The sequence below is a fragment of the Trinickia acidisoli genome (genome assembly GCF_017315725.1).
GTDB lineage: Bacteria > Pseudomonadota > Gammaproteobacteria > Burkholderiales > Burkholderiaceae > Trinickia > Trinickia acidisoli.
On sequence record NZ_JAFLRG010000001.1, the window covers coordinates 3036586 to 3059176 of the forward strand.

Here is a 22591-nt window from a genome sequence, read left to right on the forward strand (position 1 = left end):
ACCGGCCAGCATCCTTCAGCTTATTAAGCCTGGGAAGAGTATAAGAGCGTTGTGGGAGCGGTCAAGCCGGGCAGACCCCGGGGGCGCGAATCGCCGGCAAGACGCGCCCGGCGCGAGGAAGGCTGGGCGAGGCGCGCTCGTCGATCAAATAGTGAAGATATCGGCTGCGAGCGACGGTGCATAAGGGGTGCGCAATGCGTCCACTTCGCGCAGCGCCTTCACCCAACGCCGTGCCGGCAAGCCGAGCTTGTCCTCGATCAGCTTGGCGCGGCCCACGAGCGCGGCGTACGGCAGCTCGATCGCCGGGCCCGAGAACGCGAGCGCGATGCGATTGCCCTCGTGCACTTCGGGCAGCGCGATCACGCGGCCGTCGAAGGCCGCGTTCAAGTGCTTCATGTTGCGCACGAAGCTCGGATGATCGCCGAACAAGTTGATCGTGGCGATGCCCGCTCCGCTCAAGCATGCGCGCACGGCGCGATAGAACGCGACGGTGTCGTGCACCGGGCCGCGGGCCGTCGCATCGTAAAGATCGACCTGCAGCGCGCCGACCGTGCCGTGGTTCGCGCGGTCGTTGACGAAATCCCAGGCGTCGGTCTCATGCACAGTCAGACGCGCATCGTCGGGCGACAGCGCGAACATCGTGCGTGCCGCGACAACGACGGCGGGATTGAGTTCGACCGCTTCCACCCGCGCGCGCGGCAGGAAACGGTAGGCGAACTTCGTCAGGGCGGCCGCGCCGAGGCCAAGTTGCACGACACGCTTCGGCGTTTCGAGAAAAAGCAGCCACGCCATCATTTGCTGCGCATATTCGAGCTCGATCCGATCGGGCTTGTTGATGCGCATCGCGCCTTGCACCCACTCCGTGCCGAAGTGCAGATAGCGCACGCCGCGTTCCTCCGAGAACGTAACGGGCGCAAAACGCGGCTTGCGCGGCAGCTCGATGCGCGGTGCGTCGTGTTGGAAATCGTCGGAAGCCTCGGCGCGCGATGACCGCGAGTGGCGTTTGGAAGAAGAGGAAGCGGCTTGCGCACGGCGCGTGCGCAAGCCCCGCTCCTCGTCGCGTTGGCTGCGTGCGAACGCGCGCGCTTCGGCCGAAGCGCGCTTGATGAGATCGGTCATGGAAAGAATGGTGCGCGTCGAAGCGCTGGGTTGAATCGGACGAGAGGATAGCACTGACGAACGTCCGGACCCTCGCGCAGCTTGCGCTCGACAGCACCGCTAGCCACTTTGGCCGCGGCTAGTCGGAATGACTCTCGGCCGATCTGGTGATGGCATGACCGCCGTTCGAAATGTCCTGACCCGCGCCGGCCACGGTATTGCAGGCCGTCAGCGAAACAGTGCAAGCAAGCAACAGGAGTGCAATGAGTCGTGTCATGAGAGTTCTCCCTTGGCAAGACGAGCGGTTGGGCGTGGGCGTGCAGCGGCTCGCTCCGCTGCATCGACGCTCGCCGCGGATTGTGTTTCACTCCATGCCTGGAGTAGGAAGCGGCGCGCTTGCGCCACGCAGTAAGGGCAGCAATCGGCGTGCCCGATCGCCAATCTTCTACCTCCCGCCAAACGCCGCCGGTCGCCTCTCCGAAAACGCAATCAACCCTTCGCTGAAATCCGCGCTTTCGCATGCCTGCCGGCGCAGCTCGGCAATCTGTTCCATCGCCTGAACGGGCATCGGTTGCAGATCTTCGAGTATCCGCAGTTGTTCCTTCACGGCCCGGATCGCGAGCGGCGCTTTGCTTGCGATTGCGCGCGCCAATTCAAGGGCCGTTGCTTCCAGTTTGTCAGCGTCGACCAAACGATTGATCACGCCGAAGCGTTCCGCACGCGCCGCATCGAGTGGCTGCGCACTGAAGAACATCTCCTTCAATACGTGAATCGGCATGTTGTTGAAGAAGCGCAGCAGGCCGCTCATCGTGTAGGGCAAGCCGATGGTCGCCGGGGTCATCGTGAAACGCGCGCTATCGTCGGCAACGACGAGGTCGCAACTCATCGCCAGATCGACCGCGCCACCCCACGCGGAGCCCGACACCATCGCGATCACCACGCCAGGGTACGCGCGGACGCGACGCAACACCTGCTCCAACGGCTTGCCGTGGGCGATGGGGTCGCGATCGTGCACCAACTCTCCGAGGTCGTGGCCCGCGCTCCAAACGTCCTGCCCAACGCCGCTGCCCAGTATCACGACCGGTATTCGCCGGGTCGCAAGATCGACGAGCTGCGCGTCGAGCTCGCGCAACAACGCCGCGCTAAGGGCATTGCGGCGCGTAGGATGGCCGAACGTCAAGCGTGCGATCCGTTCATCCACGATATCGACCGTTACCGTAAACGGCGTAGCGTTCGGTGTGCTCATTGTGTGCCCTCGACAGCATGTTCCAAGTTTTTCGGTCTCATCATTGCGTTACTCCGGCCGCGCGTTCCACGGCCCTCTCCAGCGGTGAATACTCGCCCTGTTGATGTATCGCTTTAGCGGCGAGCAGTGCCTGAATCGACACCTCATCGAAACCCGCCTCGCGCAATACGTCGACCGTATGTTCGCCGAGGCCCGGCGGCGCATGCCGGCTGACGTGACGCGGAGCATCGCCCGCCGCCCCTGAACTCGACAAAGGCGTCACGACCTGACGCAGCGCGCCGAGCGTTGGGTGCTCGAGCGTTTCCACCAACCGGCAATGCTGCACCTGTGGATCGTCGAACACTTCATCCACCGTATTGATCGGGCCGGCGGGCAGCCCAGCGTCGATAAAAAGTTCAGTCCACTCCCGTTTGCCGCGCGTCTTCAAGCGCCCTTCCAACGCAATCTTCAACTCATCGCGATGCGCCACTCGGGCTTCGTTGGTCGCGAAGCGCGGATCGTCCGGCAACGTCGGCAAATCGAGCAATTGGCACAGGCGCAACCACATATCCGACGTGATCGGCGCAATGTTGAGCGGGCCGTCAGCGGTGTCGAACACGCCGTAAGGCGCGATCACCGCGTGCGCGTTGCCGGTACGACGTGCAACATCGCCAAGGCTCAGGTAGCGCTGACCATGCACGCTCAGCAGCCCCACCAGACTCGCGAGCAACGACGTGGTCACATGCTGGCCGCGCCCGGTTCGCTCACGCTCCAATAACGCGGACAGTATCGCCATCGTGAGCCACATGCCGGAGCTCAGGTCGCCGATCGCGGTGCCGGTGCGCGTGGGGTCGCCATCGGCGAAACCCGTCAGGCTCATCAACCCGGAATAGCCTTGCGCGATCTGATCGAAACCCGGCCAGCCGCTCATCGGACCATCGGCGCCGAACGCGTTGATGCTGCCCATCACCAGCCGCGGATTGCGTGCGCTGAGGACGTCGTAGCCGAGTCCCATGCTGTCGATGGTGCCGGGCTTGAAGTTCTCGATCACCACGTCGGCATCGTCGACCAGCCGGTGGATCGCGGCCAATCCTTCCGGGTGGCGAAAGTCGATGCACACGCCGCGCTTGTTGCGGTTGCAGGAGAGATAGTAGGTACTGACGCCGCGGTCGAACGGCCCCCAAGTTCGGCTCATGTCACCGCGCGGGCCCGGCTCGACCTTGACGACGTCCGCGCCGAGGTCGGCCAGCACCATCGAGCAGAACGGCCCCGATAGCGCTCGGCTCAGCTCCACGACCTTGATTCCTTGTAACGCTTGCATTTCGTTCCTCAACGAATGGATAACGCGGCGAATAGTCCGCGGCATGCGCTCGACGCGGCGCTATTCCGGCAGCGTCTGATGACGAGTCTCGACAGCGAACGGCAAGATCAGCATGCCGATCGCAAAAGCCACCGCTGTCCAGGCAACCGGCAGTCCGAGCGAACCTTGCCAATGAATCGCTGCAGCCAGCAGAAAATTCACGCCCGCGCCAAGCAGGCGGCCCACCGATGCATTGAAGGCAAACGCGGTCGCGCGGATCCTGGTCGGATATTGCTCGGGCAGCCATAGCGAAAAGATCGCGAAATTGCCGCCGAAGAACCCGAGGAACAGCAGCGACACCATGAAGGCATCAAGTCCATTCGGTAGGTAGAAGACCCAGCCAAACGCGAACACGATCGACACGGCCATGCCGGCGAAGTACGCGCCGAGCGCGAGCCGCCGTCCGAGCCGTTCCGCTAGCCACGGCGCCGCCAGGCAGCCGAGAATCGTCGCGACCGACAACAGCGCCGCGCCGATCGATGCGAGATGCACGGCGCCGATTGTGTCGATACCGGCGCGCCTCGCTAGGGTCACGACCGCGCTCGCTTCGTAGACCGACCCGGCCCACAAGCCGATGATCGCGACACCCACGAGGCTGGCGCTGGTCAGCGTCCGGCGTCGATAAGCCGGTGCGAAGATCTCCAGCAACGGCCCGCGGCCCGGCGCAGTCGGCGTATTCGTATGACCGACGCCATGCGCGGCCTTGCGCCATCGGTTCGGCTCCTTCACCTTGAGCACCGTAAAGATCGCCAGCAACGCGGGGGCGAGACCGCACAGGAACATCGCGCGCCAACCGTACGTCGCGCCAACCGTATAGTTCAGGAAAGCGGCGAGAAAGAAGCCGAGGTAATAACCGGTCTGCAGATAGCCCGCGCCCATCTTGCGGCGATCTTCCGGCCAGCCCTCGGCGACATAGGTACCGGCCAGCGCCCATTCGCCGCCCACGCCGATGCCCGCAATCAGCCGGAATGCCGCCAGTTCCCAGACGTTGTGCGAGAGCGCCGCGGCGCCGGTGAACACCGAGTAGATCAGAATGCTCGCGGCCAGCGTTTTGGCGCGGCCGAAGCGGTCCGCGAGCGGCCCCCAGATGAACGACAGGCCCCAGCCGATCAGAAACAGTGCGAACAGGATCGAGCCGTACATACCCAGATTGCCCGGCGTCGCGGCAATGCCCGAGACGGGCAGCAACTCGGTCAGCGCCGGGATCAGCACCAGCGCGTAAATCACCGAATCCACACCGTCCAGCACCCATCCCGCGTAAACCGCCCAGAAGCCGCCTATCTGCTCGCGGGTAAGGGGCGTGCGCCGGGGCTTGATCCCCTGCGCCGGTGCAGCGATCACTTTGGACATCCTTGTCTCCTGGCCAGCCTGCGCCGACCGTTCTGAAGCAGCGCCAACCAGTCAGGCCGGGCACGCTTCGGTTTTTGTGGAGCCAGTATAAAAACGTGATCGATAAAGGAAAAATATGATATTCCTCTGATTCAAGCTGATTTCGTTATGAAATGAAGAGGCACGGAGCGCGCATGGACCTGCGGCAATTGCGGTATTTCGTGAAGGTGGTGGAGTGCGGCAACGTCACGCGAGCAGCCGAGGCGCTGCATATCGCGCAGCCTGCGATCAGCCAGCAGATGCGCAATCTGGAGCGCGATCTGGGCATGCAATTGCTCGAGCGCAGCGTGCAGGGCGTGGCACCCACCGCGGCCGGGCAAACGCTTTATCGGCACGCTGTCGAATTGCTGCGGCAAGCCGACAGCACGCGCGAACTGCTGCGTCAGGATGACGAGCTTCCGCAAGGCAGAGTGTCGGTTGCCATGCCGTCGAGCACGGCGCGGATGGTGGCGATTCCGCTCGCACGCATGATTCGCGACCGCTACCCCGGCATCGCGCTGGAATTGGTCGAGGCGCCGAGCGCCGAACTCGGCAATCTGATCGGCAGCGGACGCGTGGAACTTGCCGTGGTGGTCGACGCGGTCGAAACGCGCGGCGTCGCCGCGCAGCGTCTGCTCACCGAAGCGCTGTACCTGATTGCGTGGCCGGAATTTCCGATGCCGAGCGAGCCGGTGGCGATTGCGGAACTGGCCCGCATGCCGCTGATCCTGCCGAGCGCGCCGAATACGATACGCAGCCGCGTCGAGTGGGCGCTGCGCGAAGCCGGGCTGCCGTGCGAGATTCTCTTCGAAGCGAGTTCAACCGCGTTGCTGTTCGCCGCGGTGATGGCGAAGCTAGGCGTGACGATCCTGCCGTGGACGGCGGCGCATGTCGAACTCGATGAGCGCAAGCTCAAGCTGGCCAAGGTCGATCACCGGCTGTTCTCGCGCGATCTATCGCTCTGCTGGCACGATACGGCCTTGCTGAGCAACGCCGTGCAAAAGGTCAAGGCGACCCTACTCGAACTGTTCGACAGCCTTGGGAAGCGAGCGGAGTGGATGACGAATTAGCGTGTGCGCGCCTCGAGACGCCCGCCTCCGCCGCACGCGCCAGACGTGGAAGGCCGCGTCGCGCATGCCGCTCGCTTTACGCTCCATTGCCTAGAATCAGCTTACATGCGGGCGCTTGCGCTCGACGCGAGCGACGGTACGGCCGTCGAGCCTGCATGCGTGAAGCACGATTCGAGGTATTGGTAAGGGGAATCGTCATGGCGACTTACGTGGTTCTTGCACAATTCACCGACCAGGGTATTCGTACGGTAAAAAACAGCGCACAGCGCGCCACCCAGGCGGCGGAGATGGCCAAGTCCTTTGGCTGCGAAATGAAGGAAATCTACTGGACATTGGGGGCCTATGACATCGTCACGATCGTGGAGGCTTCGGACGAACAAAGCTTCATGTCATTTGGTCTCGCACTCGGCTCTGCGGGGAATGTCCGCACGCAAACGCTCCGCGCATTCACGAAAGACGAATTCGCTGGTCTTCTCGGCAAGCTCCAATAAGCGAGCGAGCCATCGCTTTCTCGGGCGCGACATAACAGGTCGACTCGCTCCATACGTTGCGCCCCTGTGTTGCGGCAGCGCTTCTGCCATCTATTTTTGCGATATCGTTGCGCTTACTCGGCGCCTCGCCATCGCGTGGAGCCACGGGCTCGTTCACAACGACAACGACACTAACGATGACTCATCCCAACACCGAGTTGATTCAACGCTTCTACGAGGCCTTTCAGCGGCGCGACGCCACGGCGATGGTTGCCTGCTATGCCGACGACGTCGTCTTCAGCGATCCGGTGTTCGGTGAGCTGCACGGCGAGTCCGCACGCGATATGTGGCGCATGCTGGTGCAGCGTGCGCAGGCGTTTTCCTTGACGTTTGCCGACGTCGACGCGAACGAACAGACCGGGCGGGCGCAGTGGGTCGCGCGCTATCTGTTCAGTCAGACCGGCCACACGGTGGTGAATCGGATCGAGGCGCGCTTTGTGTTTCGTGACGGGCGCATTGTCGAGCATCGCGACAACTTCGATCTATGGCGCTGGGCGCGCCAAGCGCTCGGCCCGAAAGGGGCCTTGCTCGGCTGGACACCTTTCGTGCAACGCGCGATCCGAGCGCAAGCGAGTAGCAGTCTCGCGGCTTATCGGGCCAAGCGGCAGTAAGACCTCGCGTGCGCCCAACGCAAACGCTCTGTGCCGTTGCACCCTCAACCGCGGCCCCAGCGACGACCTCTTCGTGCGCTCAGGCGACGTAGAGGGTCCGAAAGCGCGTGGGTTCATCGGGATCGCGATCAGCGACTTGGACGGGTGGCCAAGTCCATTGCCATACGCTGATGCCTGGCGCTCGCGAGAACTGGATCTTTCCTCGAGTGCCTTCGACGACAACGCGCGACCAAGACTCGGTACCGAGCGGCCGATCCACGCCCTGGGACCGCAACACATCGGCGAGGACAGTGAGCGTGTCGTAGCCCTCGAAGGCGACGAATGAGGGCGCTTCGGCCAATCGCTCTCGGAGGGCCGCATCGACTCGTACACCGAGTGAGCTGAGGCGCTCGGGCAAGTAGCGCAAGAACGGAATCGAAGTGCCCTCGCGCCCCAGCAACGTCGCCCACTCGGCGAACTCCGGTTGCCCCGCCGGAGCGCCAATCAGTATCCCGGCCAGACGCGGATCGCGGCGAACGGACCTGACGATCGGCACCGCCGGCTCCGGGTAGCCGACCAGCAGAAGGAGAGCGGTCACGCGATGGTCGACCAGTTCGTCGCACACGACCTTGGGCGCACGCGCGCCCGTGTCGAGTTCGAGGACGGTGCCCCCGCGCGGAGCAAGGTAGTCCCGCAGAATGCGGGTCCCGGATGCCCAGTAGACACTCGATTGAGTTGCCACGGCGATTCGACGGTGGCCCGCGCTGAGGAGGAAGTCTGCGTAGATCTGCCAACCGTGAGACTGTGCCGGAGCAAGGCGCGCGACCCAATCCGTCGGCTGTTCGGTGAGTGCGTCGAGAACCGCTGACGAGCACAGGAACGGCAGGCCGAGGGCATCGGCCCGGGCTGCTACGGCGCGAGCGACGACGCTGTGATACTCCCCCGCCAACGCGGCCGCGCCTAGGCGAGCCAACTCATCCACGGCCGCTGTGGCCCGCTGTGGATCAGCCGCGGTGTCTCGAACGATCAGTTCGAGTGGCTTTCCAAGAATGCCGCCGGTGACGTTCACTTCCCGAGCGGCCAGATCGAGGCCAGCCAGTAAGTGTCGACCGGCCTCGATCCAGCCGGGTCGGCTCAACGGAACAAGCGCACCGATCCGGACGGATGGCCCGTCGATCCGTTCCGCTCTGGATGGCGATTGTGATGTGTCCACCTGTCAAGGTCTCCCATGCGATAGGTCGCGGGAAATGAAAATGCCGGTGACTAGGCCGGAAGGTCGAGTCCGAAGGGATGGATTTCGCACATGACTGACTCCCGGAGCATGGCGTGGCCGAACAAAATACCGGCCGGATAACCGGATTGTTTCGACAAAATGAGGCCGATGACATGCACAGTTATAAAAAGCTTGACTCTACTGTTCGGTCAAATTCGCTGAACACTTAGCGAATGCAGAATGTGATTTTGCCCCCCCCCGGTAACGGCGTGGAGCTGACGGATCAATTGCTCACGCAAATCGAGACCGCGATACGCGCCCTCCCTTATAATCCGGCATGACCACCTCCGTTTCCCACGCAACAATCCCACGGCCGGCATCACCCGTCACGCGATTCATCGATTTGCCGATCGCGCATGCCTCGGCGAGCCCTTCACCATTGACGAATGTGGAATACACGTCCCGCATGCGGCGCGTGGCGGTCCTATGAAGATACCCAAACGGCTTGTACCGCTTCTCGAAGAAGGACTCATCGACGAAGTCATTGGCCAGTTGATGAGCGGCAAGGAAGCAACCGTCTACGTCGTACGCAGCGGCGAATCCACGCGTTGTGCCAAGGTCTACAAGGACGCGAAGCAGCGCAGCTTTCGGCAAGCCGCGTCATATCGGGACGGCCGCAAGGTCAAGAACAGCCGGCAGGCGCGGGCAATGGAAAAAGGGACGCGCTACGGTCGTCAAATGCAGGAAGCGTCATGGCAGAACGCCGAAGTGGACGCACTGTTCCGGCTCGCCGACGCAGGTGTACGCGTGCCGCAACCCTACATTTGTACCGATGGCGTGTTGCTGATGGAGCTGGTGATCGACGCAATGGGTAACGTCGCGCCTCGGCTCAACGATGTCGAACTGAGCGAAGCTCGCGCGCTCGAACTCCACGCGCTGCTGCTCAATCAGGTTGTACGAATGCTCTGCGCGGGCGTGATTCACGGCGACCTCTCGGAATACAACATCCTGCTGGCAGCGGATGGGCCGGTGATCATTGATCTGCCGCAGGCCGTCGACGCAGCCGGCAACAACGACGCCGCCTCGATGCTCAAGCGAGACGTCGACAACCTAGCAGCGTACTTCGGACGGTTTGCTCCGCAAATACTCACCGCGAGTTATGGCACGGAAATCTGGGCGCTGTTCGAAGCAGGACGGCTGCACGTCGATGCGGAATTGACCGGCCGCGTCGAAGACGACACGCAACCCGTGGATCTCGATGAAGTGCTGCAGGCAATTGAAGAGATACGCCTTGAGGAAGACGCGCGAGCGCGGCGACAGCAGGAACTGAGCGCAGGCCGGTAACTGCTCTCGATATTCCTCGAAGTTAGCCCAGGAGGGGGGCTTCGAAGAATGTCGCCGCTTCAGCCAAGATTCACTCAAGATTCACTATCAGCTTGGCCGGCGGAACTCGTTTTCCACCCAGCTTACGGCGCTTGCCTTACTGAGCTTGAAGTTCGCAGCCACCTGCACTTGAGCAAGCTGCTCCCCGAAGGCGTCAAGCGCAGTCAATAGCGCGTAAGGCTCGTCCTCGTCGGGAACGATGTCCAGCGTGATCTCCAATTCGCCATCGCCCGTTGCCGCCGCCACCGTCAGGCTCTTATGCAATTGCGCGCGGAGCTGCTGCTCGTGCCGGCGCAATACCTCCGACGCCGTTTTCACCAGCGTATTAAATGCCGAGGCATCGAGCGGCTTCGGATCCTTCTTGTTGCGACCCATCGTCCATGGACCGACAAGCGCGGGCTCCGGCTCACCGTCCTTGATCATTTCGACGGCCCATCCATCGTCGTCCTCGTTCTTGATGACGCGCGCGGTCCAGCCGTCGTCGCGCCACAGGCCGTCCTCGTGCAGCGTTTCGGAGATTTCCGCGACATCGCTTTCGGTTGTGGAATCGGCGATGAGATCGGTGGCGGAATCGGGTGATGGAAAGGACGTATCGGTCATTGCGGGTTCACTGATGTCGTGCAAAGCATTGAGCACAATGCATGGATTCTACCTGCCCGACAAGCGGCGGACGCGCCGCTGTGACGAACGGATAAGGCGCCGACAACGCCCGCGAAATTGCTGTCGGACTTCTGGGCCGAAGTCGAAGCGGCTCTCAAGAGAAGGGCGACTCCGTGGTATGCGCTAGCGCCCAAAACGCATCACGGTGCTGGTATTGGCCAGCACATGACCCTTTATCGCCACATGTAGCGCATCGCGCGTCAACCCAGCCGCGAGCGCGTCAGGCGCGAGGTCGAGCGCATAGATCTGCACGAGATAGTGATGGGCAATCTCGCCAACCGGCGGGCACGGCCCGCGGTAAGCCGCCTGCCCGCTGACATTGAGGCCCACGTGCGCGCCGGCTGGCGGCTCGCCACCCGCTGCAAGCAACGTCGTCGAAGCGGGAATGCCGTACATCACCCAATGCACAACACCCAAGCCTTTCGCACCGTCCGGATCGAAGATCGTAATCGCGAAGCTGCGCGTGCCCGCGGGTGCATTGCGCCACTGCAATGCCGGCGACACATTGCTGCCACCGCAATTGTTCTGGCTCCCCGCATGACTCAAAGAGAGCGTGCCGCCGTCGGGCAGACCTGGCGAAGTCAGTTCGAACGCGTCTGCGGCGTACGCCATTGCGCCGTGCAGCAACAGCACGCACAGGCTCGCGCCAAGCGCATGCCGGATTGCATTTACGTTGCGTTTCATCTCGCGCCTTCCATTCCGAATGGAACAATTACGGCAGCCTACCACCGGCGGCGGCATGTCCGGTGACGAACACGCGAGGAATTGAGGGATGTTTCACGTGAGCTTCCCTCGGTTTTTCGCCTTCCAGAGGCCCCGAGTTATGCAGCCGTATCCTTTGTCCGCTGAGCCGCAAGCCAGTCTTGCATGAACTGAGTTGGCGACATGAAGCCAAGCAGACTGAGCGATTGATCGTTGAAATCGGATATGCAGTGTACCGAACGGCAGGTCGGAATCGTTTTGTGACCGGAGCGTCTTGCGGTTCCCTGTCGAGCAAGTCACTCACGGAACACCCGAACAAGATCGCCAGGTCTTTGAGATATTTGGCTGGGATTTCACTCTCGCCCGACTCCCAACGGGCGATCGTTTGCTGCGATAGCCTATACGTTCGGCGATCACCTGTTGGGCCAACCGTAGTTCACTCCGCGCCTTTTTTAGATCCATAACCGAAAACCGATCGACGCATCGCGGTTGCTACAGCCCGACTACCGCGACCTGCTTTTGCTCCACGACTTCGAGAGACTCATCGTCGGCGAAATCGTCAGCACATTCCTAGCGACGAGCCAAGCGCGCAGATCGTGCTAGATTCTAGCTCGTTCGTGCTAGAATCTAGCACATGACCAAACTCGGCGATGCACTCTTCTCTAGTGCGCAGCAACCCCTCTTGGCATGCTTATTTGGGCGGCCTGAACAATGGTTTCACGTCAAAGAGTTGATCCGGCTGACTGATCTCGGCAGCGCCACCGTCCAGCGCGAGTTGAATCGTCTCGAAAAAGGCGGCCTCATTGAAACGCGACGCATTGCCAACCTCAAACAAGTGCGCGCCTACGTAGGCAGCCCCATTTTCGATGAGCTACACCTCATTGTCCTGAAGACCTTTGGAGTCGTAGAGGTTCTCCGCGAAGCACTGTCGCCGCTTGCTTCAGAGATCAAGCTCGCATGTGTGTACGGCTCAGTTGCGCAGGGCAGTGACCGCGGCAGCAGCGATATCGACATCATGCTGATCAGTGAAACGCTCAGCTACGGGCAAATCATGGCGGCACTCGAGTCCGCCGAAAAGCGGCTAGGCCGAATCGTGCAGATTACCCAGTACACTCTCGAGGAATTCCTTGAGAGGAAGCGCAAAAACCATCCCTTCATTGCGGAAGTGTTGCGCCAGCCGAAGCTGATGGTCATAGGAACTGAGGATGACATCGACAATATTGGATAACCTAGTACGCATTGGAAAGCTAAAACCTTTCCCGGTGAACCGCAGCGAATTTGAGCATTTGCTTGGCCTCGCTCGAACCTTGCTCGGCACAGTAACAAGCAGCGGCACGATGGCCACGGAGAGCCAGTTCATTCTCGCCTACGACGCCGCTCACGCTGCATCACGCGCTGCCTTGCGCGCTCACGGATATCGAAGCGACGATCGGTACCTCGTCTTTCAATGTCTCGAACACACAATCGGTTGGCCAACCGAAAAATGGCGCGTGCTCGATACCTGTCATCGCAGGCGCAATGCGGCTGAATACGAAGGGAACATCGATCTGCCGGCGAGTCTGACCGCGGAGCTAGTCCAGCTCACTGCGGAACTCATAGACGCGGTTTCTGGGCTCGAACACCTGCTGCCTCCTACCTGATGCCACTCTGCGGGAACCCTCGTAGGGCCGCGTTGCGGCGCCTCGCGGAGACAATTCGATTTGTGCAAAGCTACACCACCAGCCACTTGCGCAACGCCTCCCATGCCCGCAGCTTCGCAGCATATGGCGCGGCGGCATAAGCGGGGCTGCTTGACGGCAACCTGATGAGATCGGGTGACACCCGGCTTTCCGCCAATGTCTGCATGCCGATCTTCGCCGCCGTGCCACCGTTGAACGCGACAGCGCGCAACTCGGGCAGCGCAGCCACGAGCGCAGCCAGATCATTCGTCGCATGCTCGCGAATCCGGCTATCGAGGCTTCCTTCTCGCCGTGCCTTTGCAATGACGTCCCACAACCCGACACGATGATCGAGCAACGCTTGAAGCCGTGCCTCGTAATCCATGCCGGGCAGCGCGACGCCAATCACATCCCCGATCAAATGCCAAAACCGATTCTGCGGATGCGCGTAATACCGGCTCTGCGCGAGCGACGCTTCGCCGGGCAAGCTGCCGAGCACGAGCACGCGCGTGCGCTCGTTCACGACGGGCGCGAACGAATGCTTGAATGTCACGACGACGATGCCGGGCGCGCGAAGCGCCGCGCAGACAGCGAGCACTCCGGCGTACGGCCCGGCGTATGCCCCGCGTGCGAAGGCCGCGCCGGACGCCCGCCGCGATCGTGCGGAAGATGAAGGGCGTGCGCACCGCCACGCGCATCGGAGCGCCGTGCGTCGAGATGCGCCCATAACGCGGGCAACATGCACTCGGTCACCATCAGCGGCGCGCCGTGCCGCACGAATACGGAGCGGCGCGCGAGCAACGCGTGCGGCGCGCGCCCTGCGATCTGACGTCGCGCCAGCACCGCAAGCGGATGGCGCGGAGCAAGCCGAGTACTGACGAGCACCGAGCGCGCAACAGTGCTGTCGGCATAGAGCAACTCGGCCAGAGGGCGCGTCTTGAGCCGCCGCATCGCCTGCCACACGCCCCGGCTCGCACCCAGCGGCGCGATGCTGTGCGCGGCGACGAACGGCACGCCGTCCACCTCGAGCACGACTTCACGCACCCACACGCGCGTGCGCAACCCAACGCGCAACGCAGCGCATTCGTCGGGCCACGCGCAGTCGACAGCCTCGCGCGTCACCCGCACACGCACATCGCCGAGCGTGCGTAAATGAGCAGTCAGCGAACCGCCGCGCGTGAGCCAATCTTTCTGGTCGAACGTCGATACGGGACGCTGCGCCGCACGCCAAGCGCGACCGACAGCGTCGTAACGCAGGCGCGCAGCGCGCATCACCGCGCGAGCAGCAGCGCGTTGGTGCGCTTGACGAAGGTGGCCGCATCCTCGAGCGTACCGCCCTCGGCCAGCACGGCCTGGTCGAACAACAGGTAGCACCAGTCGGCGAAATCGCCGTGCTCGGGTGCAAGCGCCTTCACGAGCGCATGCTCGGGATTGATCTCGAGGATCGGATGGACGTCGGGCGCCTTCTGGCCGGCCGCCTTCAGCATCCGCTGCAGATAACCGGTCATCTCGCCGTCGTCGGCAACGAGGCACGAGGGGGAATCGGTGAGCCGGAACGTCAAGCGCACGTCCTTCGCCTTGTCCTTGAGGACTTCCTTCATCTTCTCGACGAGCGGCTTCATCGTCTCGCCGATGGCCTCCTGCGCCTTCTTCTCTTCGTCGTCGAAGGCGTTCAAATCGAGATCGCCGCGCGCCACGCTCGCGAGCGGCTTGCCGTCGAATTCGGTGAAGTACGCCAACGCCCACTCGTCGACGCGATCGGCCAAGAGCAGCACCTCGATCCCCTTCTTGCGGAACACTTCGAGATGCGGGCTGTGCTTCGCCGCCAGCCATGTATCGGCCGTGACGTAATAGATCTTCGTCTGCTCGGGCTTCATGCGCGCGACATAATCGGCAAGCGATACCGTCTGCTCGGCCGAATCGGTATGCGTCGAGGCGAAGCGCACGAGCTTGCCGATGCGGTCGCGATTCGTGAAGTCTTCGCCGAGCCCTTCCTTGAAGACCTGGCCGAACTCTTTCCAGAACGTCGCGTACTTGACCTTGCCCTCTTCCGCCTCGGCACCGGCCATCTCTTCGAGCATCGACAACACGCGTTTGGTCACGCCTTCGCGGATGGCCTTGACGTCGCGGCTTTCCTGCAGGATTTCGCGCGAGACGTTGAGCGGCAGGTCCGCCGAATCGACGACGCCCTTCACGAAGCGCAGATAGGTCGGCAGCAACTGCTCGGCGTCGTCCATGATGAAGACGCGCTTCACGTAGAGCTTCAGCCCGCTGCGATGATCGCGATTCCACAGATCGAACGGTGCGTGCGCGGGCACATAGAGCAGTTGCGTGTACTCGCTGCGGCCCTCGACGCGGTTGTGCGTCCAGGCGAGCGGGTCTTGCTCGTCATGGGCGAGGTGGTGATAGAACTGCTTGTACTGCTCCTCGTCGATCTCGTTCTTGGACCGGGTCCAGAGCGCGCTCGCCTGATTGACGGTTTCGTCCTCGCCCTGCTCGACCATCTCGCCCTTCTCCGCATCCCACTCCTCTTTCTTCATGAGGATCGGCAGCGCAACGTGATCGGAGTACTTGCGGATGATCGACTGGAGACGGTATGACGACAGCAGCTCGTCTTCATCGGCGCGCAGATGCAGCGTGATCGTCGTGCCGCGCTGCGCGCGCTCGATCGTCTCGACGGAGAAGTCGCCCTCGCCCGCGCTGATCCAGCGCACGCCTTCCGCGGCCGGCAGCCCGGCCCGGCGCGTCTCGACGGTAATCTTGTCGGCGACGATGAAGCCCGAGTAGAAACCCACGCCGAACTGGCCGATCAGCGCCGCATCCTTTTGTTGGTCGCCCGACAATTGCGCGAAGAACTCCTTCGTGCCGGAGCGGGCGATCGTGCCGAGATGCGAGACGGCCTCTTCGCGGCTCATCCCGATGCCGTTGTCGTCGATCGTGATCGTGCGCGCGGCCTTATCGAATGCAACCCGAATGCGCAGGTTCGGATCGTTCTCGTACAGTTCGCTCTTGGCGATCGCTTCGAAGCGCAGCTTGTCCGCGGCATCCGATGCATTCGAAATCAGCTCGCGCAGGAAAATTTCCTTGTTGCTGTAGAGCGAATGAATCATCAGTTGCAGAAGCTGTTTGACCTCTGCCTGAAAGCTCATGGTTTCCTGTGCCATGGTCTCGGGTTCCTTTGCGTACGGTTCGTGGATGACGGGAAAGCGCCGATTTGCGCACCGCCCGCGGCCCGTGGCCCAAGCGAGCGGCGCGGCGCGCAGCGGCCCCTCAAATGGGGATGCCCGCCGGCGTTTTCAAGGGCCGCGCGAAGCGGTGCTGCGCTTCGAGGTAGCCGGCCAGAAAGCCGGGCAGCGCCGGATCGCCACAGTTTGCGACGTTAAAACGCATCCAGGTGGTCGGCGACTGATGCGGGGAAAACAAGCTGCCGGGAGCAAGCAAGAATCCGGCCTCCTGCCCCGCGGCGGCGAGTGCGTCGGCGTCCACGCCCGCGTCGGCCCACAGGAACATCCCCGCCGCCGGCATCGTGAACAACGAGAAACCGACCTGCTCGAGCAGGCGCGCACACTTGTCGCGCACGCCATCGAGCCGCGCGCGCAGCCGCTCGATATGCCGCCGGTAATGCCCCTGGGTCAAAATCTTATAGACCAGGCGCTCGTTCAATTCGGGCGTGGTCATGCCGATCAGCACCTTCTGATCGGCGATCGCCTGCGCAAGCTCGGGCGCGCACGCGACGAAACCCACGCGCAGGTTCGCCGTCAGCGTCTTCGAAAAGCTGCCGAGATAAATCACCCGCCCGAGCTGGTCGAGACTCGCGAGCCGCGTGACCGGGTAGCTCGGCGGACAGAGGTCGCAGTAGATGTCGTCTTCGACTACGACGAAATCGTATTCCTCGGCCAAACGCAGAATGCGAAACGCCTGCGCCGGCGACAACGATGTGCCCGTCGGGTTGTGCAAGACCGAGTTGATGACGAGCATCTTCGGACGCCACGTCTGAACCAGCGCTTCGAGTGCATCGAGGTCGGGGCCGGCCGGCGTATACGGCATACCGACGAGCCGCGCGCCCTGCGCGGCGAAGCGGCCGAACATCTGGAACCAGGCCGGATCGCCGACGATCACGGCGTCGCCAGGCTGCACATAGAGGCGCGCGATCAGATCGATCGCCTGTGTAACGCCCGACGTGAGCACGATCTGCTCGGGCGCGGCGCCGATCTCGAACTCTTCGAGCCGTGTCTGCAACTGCTGGCGCAGCGGTAGGAAACCTTGCGCCGTCCCGGCGCCGAGCCATTGCCCGCCGCTTTGCCGTCCGAGCGTGCGCAGGCCGGCCGCCACGAGCTCGCCGTCCAGCCAGCGGTTCGGCAGGTAACCAAGGCCCGGGCCCTTCTCCGGCGCGCCCGTATGCAAGGTGTTGCGCAACAGCCAGACGACGTCGATCGGCCGTTGCGACGCCGCTGCCGCGCTCTCCTGCGCCTCGTCGCCCGGGCGGCGCTCGCCCGGCGCCCCCAAGACGCGCTCGCGAACATAGAACCCCGAGCCGCGACGCGAATCGAGATACCCCTGGGCCACGAGCCGCTCGTAGGCCTCGACGACGGTGAAACGGGAAACGCCCTTGTCCTGCGCAAGCTTGCGGATCGACGGCATGCGCATGCCGGGGCGGAATACGCGCTCCTCGATGCGGCGCCGGGCCCACTGCACGAGCTGTTCGACGAGCGTCAGCGAGGAGGCGCCGTGCGGGGCGGGAATCTGGTCGAGGGCGGCTGACATGACGGCGGTGAACTGTACCGAAAAGTATCGCGCCGATTGTACCGTTACTGTGCCGGCCGCGGCGATTAAAGTGATTGCTGACACTGATTCCGTCGAAAGCGGCACCGTCTTTGGCGTCAACGGCCAAACGCGCCCCCTTCGCGCCATTCGCCTATTTCCGATGACACACGCCTTCGCGCTCGAACTCGATCACCTCGTCGTTGTCGCCCGCACCCTCGATGAAGGCGCGCGCTACGTCGCCGACACGCTCGGGGTCGAACCCGTCACGGGCGGCACGCACGCCGCCATGGGCACGCACAACCGGCTGCTCGCCCTATGGGGCGGCGCCTATCTCGAAATCATTGCGATCGATCCGCAAGCCGAACGCGACCGTGCCGGCCACGACGACGTCGCAGCACAGTCGCGCCCGCGCTGGTTCGCGCTCGACGATGCGGCGATGCGCGAGCGGCTCGAATGCGGCCCCTACCTCGCCCATTGGGTCGCGCGCGTGCCGCGTCCCAAGGATCTCGGCCGCTGGCAAACCCAGTACCCCGAGCGCATCGCGAGCGTCGTGCCGATGGCGCGCGGCGACCTGACCTGGCGCCTGACGGTGCCGGAGGACGGCGCGTTCCCGTGCTGGCAAGGGGCCGGCGACGGCATCGTGCCCACGTTGATTCAATGGGATACCGCCGCCCACCCGAGCGCGCGGTTGCCCGAAACCGGCCTGGCGCTCAAAGCGCTGAAGGCGCGCCACCCGCGCGCGGGCGCGATCCGCGAGCAGCTTGAATGGCTCGGCGCGGCCCACTTGATTGCACTGGAAGACATCGCGGACGGCCCCGCGGCCCTCGTAGCCGAAATCGAAACGCCGTCGGGCGTACGCACGCTCGCGTAATCGCACCGTATCGAACACAACCAAACCGGCGCTCGCGCCGCCCTACTCAACGTTGGGAGTCCTATCCGTGACGAAGTCGCGTGAAACGCAAGGCATGCTGCTCGGTCTCGTCGGCGTGATCATCTTCAGCTTGACGCTGCCGATGACGCGCATCGTCGTGCAGGAATTCAACCCGTTCTTGAACGGTCTCGGCCGAGCGCTCGCCGCCTCCGTCCCCGCCGCGGCGCTGCTCGCCTGGCGCCGCGAGCGCAGGCCCAATCGCGCTCAGTTGAAAGGGCTCGCCGTGACAGCGCTCGGCGTCATCATCGCGTTCCCGGTGTTTTCGGCGTGGGCCATGAAATCGGTACCAGCCTCGCACGGCGCGCTCGTCAACGGTCTGCAGCCGATGTTCGTCGCCATCTATGCGGCCTGGCTCTCGCGCGAGCGCCCGTCCCTCGCGTTCTGGGTGAGCGCGGCCGTGGGCAGCGCGCTCGTCATCGCCTACGCGCTGCACGCGGGCGGCGGCGCGCTGCAAGCGGGCGACCTCCTGATGCTGGGCGCCGTCGCCGTCGGCGCGCTCGGCTATGCCGAAGGCGCCCGTATCGCGCGCGAACTCGGCGGCTGGCAGGTGATCTGCTGGGCGCTCGTGCTCGCCGCGCCGTTCCTTGCCATCCCCGTGGCCTGGCTCGGCTGGCAGCAGCATCTCAGCCATCCGGGGCCCGTCGCGCTACGCACGTGGCTCGCGTTCGGCTACGTGTCGCTGTTCTCGCAGTTCATAGGATTTTTCGCATGGTATGCGGGACTCGCGATGGGCGGCACCGCGCGGGTGGGACAAGTGCAGCTATTGCAGATATTCTTCACGATCGCGTTCGCCTCGCTTTTTTTCGGCGAAACCGTCGCGCCATCGACATGGCTGTTTGCCGCCGCCGTCATCGCCACGGTCGTGCTCGGCCGCAAAGCCGCCGTCCGCACGACCACCACACCACCGCGAACGACGAGACTTGCGCGATAATCGCGCTTCTCGTCTCGAAATAAACATTACCCGTGTTTGGCTATCGACGACGGGACCCACTCAACCACCATCGAGGACTAAGGAGACGTTTCATGGATCACAGCGACTTGCCGCACACGAACTGGCGCATTTCCGAGCGCGCACGCAAACTCACGAGCTCCGCCATCCGCGAGATCCTGAAAGTCACCGAACGGCCCGAAGTCATCTCGTTCGCAGGCGGCCTGCCCTCGCCCGCCACGTTCCCGATCGAGCGCCTGCGCGCGGCGTGCGATCGCGTGATCAGCGACGCGCCGGCCGCCGCGTTCCAGTACAGCGCGACGGAAGGCTACCTGCCGCTGCGCGAATGGGTAGCCGCGCGCTATTCGAAGGACGGCGTCACGATCCGTCCGAGCCAGGTACTCATCGTCACGGGCTCGCAGCAGGCGCTCGATCTGATCGGCAAGGCGCTGATCGATCCGGGCAGCCCCGTGCTCGTCGAAACGCCGACGTACCTCGGCGCGCTGCAATCGTTCTCGATGTACGAGGCCCGCTATGTGCAGGTGCCAACCGACGAGAACGGCCTCATCACCGAAGGCCTGACGCCGGCGCTGACGGAAGGTGCGCGGCTACTCTACGCGCAGCCGAACTTCCAGAACCCGACGGGACGCCGCCTGCCGCTCGAGCGCCGCCGGGCGCTGGCCGAGTTCGCGCGCACGAGCCCGTTCCCCGTGATCGAAGACGATCCGTACGGCGCGCTCGACTACGCCGGCGCTCCGTTGCCGACGCTGCTTTCGATGGCGCCCGATCACGTCGTTCACTGCGGCTCGTTCTCGAAGGTGCTTGCGCCAGGCCTGCGCCTGGGTTACATCATCGCGCCCGAAGAACTGCACTTCAAACTCGTGCAGGCGAAACAAGCCACCGATCTGCACACGCCGAGCTTCACGCAGCGTATCGTCTACGAGGTGATCAAGGACGGCTTCCTCGACGAGCACGTACCGACGATCCGCGCGCTCTACCGCGATCAGTGCGATGCGATGCACTCGGCCCTCGAGCGCCACATGCCCGAGGGCGTGAAGTGGAACCGCCCCGAGGGCGGCATGTTCGTCTGGGCGAGCTTGCCCAAGAATATCGATACGATGAAACTGCTCGAGGCGGCCGTCGCGGACAACGTCGCGTTCGTGCCGGGCGCCCCGTTCTACGCGCACGATGCCGATCACAGCGCGCTGCGCCTGTCGTTCGTCACCGTGCCGCCGGCACGCATCGACGAAGGCGTCGCGCGCTTGGCCAAGCTGATCCGCGAGCGGCTGTAATCGTCGCGCCCCGCGTCTGCCGTCACGGCAGGCGCGGGGCGCGGCGGCGCCGACCTACGATTCTTCCAACCGAACCCATCCTCAACCTTCAAGGAACCGACATGGCAAACCAAAACGTCTACGACACGCTCAAGCAACTGGGCATCGAACTGCCCGTCGCGGCCACGCCGGCCGCCGCCTACGTCATGGCCGTGCAGACGGGCAACACCGTCTTCGTGTCGGGCCATATCGCCAAGAAGGACGGCAAGCCGTGGGTCGGCAAGCTCGGCCAGAACATGACGACCGACGAAGGCAAGGTCGCGGCGCGCTCGATCGCGATCGATCTGCTCGCCACGCTGCACGCGCAGACGGGCGATCTGAATCGCATCAAGCGCATCGTCAAGGTGATGAGCCTCGTGAACTCGACGCTCGAGTACACCGAGCAGCATATCGTGACGAACGGCGCGTCCGAGCTGTTCGGCGAGATCTTCGGCGATGCCGGCAAGCATGCGCGTTCGGCTTTCGGCGTCGCGCAGATCCCGACCGGCTCGTGCGTCGAGATCGAGTTGATCGTCGAAGTCGCGTGAGCGGAGCGTCTCGATGAGCGCACGCGAGGTCCGCTTCAAGCAGGTCGACGTATTCTCGGAGGCGCCGTTCAAGGGTAATGCGCTGGCTGTCGTGTTCGATGCGGACGGCTTGACCGACGGGCAAATGCGAGCGATCGCCCGTTGGACGAATCTGTCCGAAACGACGTTCGTCTGCCGTCCGACCGATCCTTCGGCCGACTACCTCGTGCGCATCTTCACGCCGGCCTACGAGTTGCCGTTCGCCGGCCATCCGACGCTCGGCACCGCGCATGCGTTGCTCGATGGCGGATACCGGCCGCGGCAGCCCGGCCGGCTCATCCAGCAATGCGGCGTAGGGCTCGTCGAGGTCGCCGTGCGCGAGGACGCATCGCTCGCGTTCGTGGCTCCGCCCGCACGCATCGAGCCGCTCGAGGCCGACGAGTTGCGGGTGCTCAAGGACGCGCTGCGCAGCGATGAGATCGATTTCGCCGCGCTTCCGCCATGCAAAGTCGATAACGGCGTCCCCTGGCTGACAATCGGTGTCGCTTCCCCACAAGCTTGCATCTCGCTGACCTTCGACCCTGCCGCGATTTCGCACATAGTGCAGAAAACGAGCATGACGGGTCTTGCTTTCTATGCGCCGCATGCACCGGACGGTCCGGCGACGCTCGAAGTTCGTTGCATCGTCGTCGACGGCGACCTCGCCATATACGAAGACCCGGTCACCGGCAGCGCCAACGCGGGGCTCGCTTGCTTGTTCGCTGCGCACGAGCGCCGGCCGGGCAATCGCTATACCGTGCGCCAAGGCACCGCCATCGGCCGGAACGGCCGCGTGACGATCGACTACGAGGCCGACGGCAAGATCTGGATCGGCGGCCGGTCGACGACGATCGTCGACGGCACCTTCCGCCTCGCATAAGCGACCGCCTCTCCCTGAGCGCGCTTGGACGCCGCTGCCGCGGCCCAAGCGCGCTGCCTTTCCAGTTGCTCTCGTCCTCTTTCCCACGACTTGAAATACCCACTTGCCTCAGCGGGCTATGCGGGATCGATGCTTGCGGCGCGAGCAGACAGGGCTTCCACATGCGGCTCGTGCCCCGTTGAACGCCGCTGCGCGGGGCTAAGACTGCGTCCACAAACACAAAACGCGAACGTCATTGCCGAAATCGTGCCCGGCGCGACGGACGTTTACCCGATAAATGGACGCTATCTTAATTTTTATCCATTCAGTAATATCCTCGATGAGGAACGTCTGCGGTATTCGAAGCCTTCCATAA

General features: G+C 63.6%; 23 protein-coding genes and 1 pseudogene. 11 read left to right on the forward strand and 13 right to left on the reverse strand.

What is annotated here, in order from left to right:
• Nucleotides 1–144: 144 nt before the first annotated feature.
• From J3485_RS13845 to J3485_RS13865, 5 genes are all read right to left on the reverse strand, one after another.
• The gene (locus J3485_RS13845) at nucleotides 145–1119 is read right to left on the reverse strand and encodes a class I SAM-dependent methyltransferase (RefSeq protein WP_206953256.1); all 975 of its coding nucleotides are present in this window, start codon (nucleotides 1117–1119) and stop codon (nucleotides 145–147) included.
• A 118-nt stretch (nucleotides 1120–1237) separates the two neighbouring features.
• Nucleotides 1238–1375 (reverse strand): entericidin A/B family lipoprotein, encoded by a 138-nt coding sequence (locus J3485_RS13850; protein ID WP_206953258.1) that lies wholly within the window; start codon nucleotides 1373–1375, stop codon nucleotides 1238–1240.
• A 168-nt stretch (nucleotides 1376–1543) separates the two neighbouring features.
• Nucleotides 1544–2344 (reverse strand): methylmalonyl-CoA decarboxylase, encoded by an 801-nt coding sequence (gene scpB, locus J3485_RS13855; protein WP_206953260.1) that lies wholly within the window; start codon nucleotides 2342–2344, stop codon nucleotides 1544–1546.
• A gap of 40 nt (nucleotides 2345–2384) precedes the next feature.
• Nucleotides 2385–3644 carry a CaiB/BaiF CoA transferase family protein gene (locus J3485_RS13860; RefSeq protein WP_206953262.1) on the reverse strand — a complete coding sequence of 420 codons (1260 nt, stop codon included), beginning with the start codon at nucleotides 3642–3644 and terminating at the stop codon, nucleotides 2385–2387.
• A 60-nt stretch (nucleotides 3645–3704) separates the two neighbouring features.
• Nucleotides 3705–5033 (reverse strand): MFS transporter, encoded by a 1329-nt coding sequence (locus J3485_RS13865; protein ID WP_206953264.1) that lies wholly within the window; start codon nucleotides 5031–5033, stop codon nucleotides 3705–3707.
• 173 nt (nucleotides 5034–5206) lie between these two features.
• Between J3485_RS13865 and J3485_RS13870 the strand changes: the two genes are divergently transcribed.
• The 3 genes from J3485_RS13870 to J3485_RS13880 all read left to right on the forward strand — a co-directional run bounded on the left by J3485_RS13870 (nucleotide 5207) and on the right by J3485_RS13880 (nucleotide 7262).
• Nucleotides 5207–6121, forward strand: a complete 915-nt coding sequence (locus tag J3485_RS13870; RefSeq protein ID WP_206953265.1) for a LysR substrate-binding domain-containing protein — start codon at nucleotides 5207–5209, stop codon at nucleotides 6119–6121.
• 197 nt (nucleotides 6122–6318) lie between these two features.
• Nucleotides 6319–6612, forward strand: coding sequence for a GYD domain-containing protein (locus tag J3485_RS13875; RefSeq protein ID WP_206955811.1), 294 nt, complete (start codon nucleotides 6319–6321; stop codon nucleotides 6610–6612).
• A 176-nt stretch (nucleotides 6613–6788) separates the two neighbouring features.
• A complete protein-coding gene (locus tag J3485_RS13880; RefSeq protein WP_206953267.1) occupies nucleotides 6789–7262 on the forward strand; it encodes a nuclear transport factor 2 family protein in 474 nt (157 codons plus the stop codon).
• Between the two features lie 79 nt (nucleotides 7263–7341).
• Here the strand turns inward: J3485_RS13880 and J3485_RS13885 are convergent, their stop codons facing one another.
• Nucleotides 7342–8454, reverse strand: coding sequence for an ABC transporter substrate-binding protein (locus J3485_RS13885; RefSeq protein ID WP_206953270.1), 1113 nt, complete (start codon nucleotides 8452–8454; stop codon nucleotides 7342–7344).
• A gap of 486 nt (nucleotides 8455–8940) precedes the next feature.
• On the opposite strand from J3485_RS13885, the gene J3485_RS13890 reads away from it, so the two are divergent.
• On the forward strand, nucleotides 8941–9798 hold the full coding sequence (locus J3485_RS13890) for a PA4780 family RIO1-like protein kinase (protein WP_206953271.1): 858 nt from the start codon (nucleotides 8941–8943) through the stop codon (nucleotides 9796–9798).
• Nucleotides 9799–9885: 87 nt separating this feature from the next.
• Here the strand turns inward: J3485_RS13890 and J3485_RS13895 are convergent, their stop codons facing one another.
• From J3485_RS13895 to J3485_RS29545, 3 genes and pseudogenes are all read right to left on the reverse strand, one after another.
• Entirely contained in the window at nucleotides 9886–10437 is a 552-nt protein-coding gene (locus J3485_RS13895) for a hypothetical protein (RefSeq protein ID WP_206955812.1), read from the reverse strand.
• Nucleotides 10438–10620: 183 nt separating this feature from the next.
• Complete coding sequence (locus tag J3485_RS13900; protein WP_206953278.1) at nucleotides 10621–11181, reverse strand: YbhB/YbcL family Raf kinase inhibitor-like protein; 561 nt, start codon at nucleotides 11179–11181, stop codon at nucleotides 10621–10623.
• Between the two features lie 322 nt (nucleotides 11182–11503).
• Nucleotides 11504–11584, reverse strand: a pseudogene (locus J3485_RS29545) (helix-turn-helix domain-containing protein); the annotation flags it as partial.
• A 249-nt stretch (nucleotides 11585–11833) separates the two neighbouring features.
• Here J3485_RS29545 and J3485_RS13910 point away from each other — a divergent pair.
• Both J3485_RS13910 and J3485_RS13915 read left to right on the forward strand, forming a co-directional pair.
• The gene (locus tag J3485_RS13910) at nucleotides 11834–12427 is read left to right on the forward strand and encodes a nucleotidyltransferase domain-containing protein (protein ID WP_206953279.1); all 594 of its coding nucleotides are present in this window, start codon (nucleotides 11834–11836) and stop codon (nucleotides 12425–12427) included.
• A complete protein-coding gene (locus J3485_RS13915) occupies nucleotides 12405–12839 on the forward strand; it encodes a hypothetical protein (protein WP_206953281.1) in 435 nt (144 codons plus the stop codon). Before J3485_RS13910 ends, J3485_RS13915 begins: the two co-directional genes overlap by 23 nt.
• Before the next feature lie 70 nt (nucleotides 12840–12909).
• On the opposite strand, the gene J3485_RS13920 is transcribed toward J3485_RS13915, so the two are convergent.
• From J3485_RS13920 to J3485_RS13935, 4 genes are all read right to left on the reverse strand, one after another.
• Nucleotides 12910–13410 (reverse strand): DNA-deoxyinosine glycosylase, encoded by a 501-nt coding sequence (locus J3485_RS13920; RefSeq protein ID WP_206953283.1) that lies wholly within the window; start codon nucleotides 13408–13410, stop codon nucleotides 12910–12912.
• Entirely contained in the window at nucleotides 13407–14129 is a 723-nt protein-coding gene (locus J3485_RS13925) for a chorismate--pyruvate lyase family protein (protein WP_206953285.1), read from the reverse strand. Before J3485_RS13925 ends, J3485_RS13920 begins: the two co-directional genes overlap by 4 nt.
• Nucleotides 14129–16021: a molecular chaperone HtpG gene (gene htpG, locus J3485_RS13930; RefSeq protein WP_206953287.1), complete on the reverse strand. Its 1893-nt coding sequence runs from the start codon at nucleotides 16019–16021 to the stop codon at nucleotides 14129–14131. The genes J3485_RS13925 and htpG overlap by 1 nt, the downstream gene beginning before the upstream one ends.
• Nucleotides 16022–16127: 106 nt before the next feature.
• Nucleotides 16128–17621: an aminotransferase-like domain-containing protein gene (locus J3485_RS13935; protein WP_206953289.1), complete on the reverse strand. Its 1494-nt coding sequence runs from the start codon at nucleotides 17619–17621 to the stop codon at nucleotides 16128–16130.
• A gap of 160 nt (nucleotides 17622–17781) precedes the next feature.
• Between J3485_RS13935 and J3485_RS13940 the strand changes: the two genes are divergently transcribed.
• The 5 genes from J3485_RS13940 to J3485_RS13960 all read left to right on the forward strand — a co-directional run bounded on the left by J3485_RS13940 (nucleotide 17782) and on the right by J3485_RS13960 (nucleotide 22236).
• The gene (locus J3485_RS13940) at nucleotides 17782–18492 is read left to right on the forward strand and encodes a VOC family protein (protein ID WP_206955813.1); all 711 of its coding nucleotides are present in this window, start codon (nucleotides 17782–17784) and stop codon (nucleotides 18490–18492) included.
• A gap of 94 nt (nucleotides 18493–18586) precedes the next feature.
• Entirely contained in the window at nucleotides 18587–19483 is an 897-nt protein-coding gene (locus J3485_RS13945) for a DMT family transporter (protein ID WP_206955814.1), read from the forward strand.
• A gap of 92 nt (nucleotides 19484–19575) precedes the next feature.
• Nucleotides 19576–20772: an aminotransferase-like domain-containing protein gene (locus J3485_RS13950; protein WP_206953291.1), complete on the forward strand. Its 1197-nt coding sequence runs from the start codon at nucleotides 19576–19578 to the stop codon at nucleotides 20770–20772.
• Nucleotides 20773–20873: 101 nt separating this feature from the next.
• Nucleotides 20874–21338, forward strand: a complete 465-nt coding sequence (locus J3485_RS13955; protein WP_206953293.1) for a RidA family protein — start codon at nucleotides 20874–20876, stop codon at nucleotides 21336–21338.
• A 13-nt stretch (nucleotides 21339–21351) separates the two neighbouring features.
• A complete protein-coding gene (locus J3485_RS13960; RefSeq protein WP_206953295.1) occupies nucleotides 21352–22236 on the forward strand; it encodes a PhzF family phenazine biosynthesis protein in 885 nt (294 codons plus the stop codon).
• Nucleotides 22237–22591 lie beyond the last annotated feature (355 nt).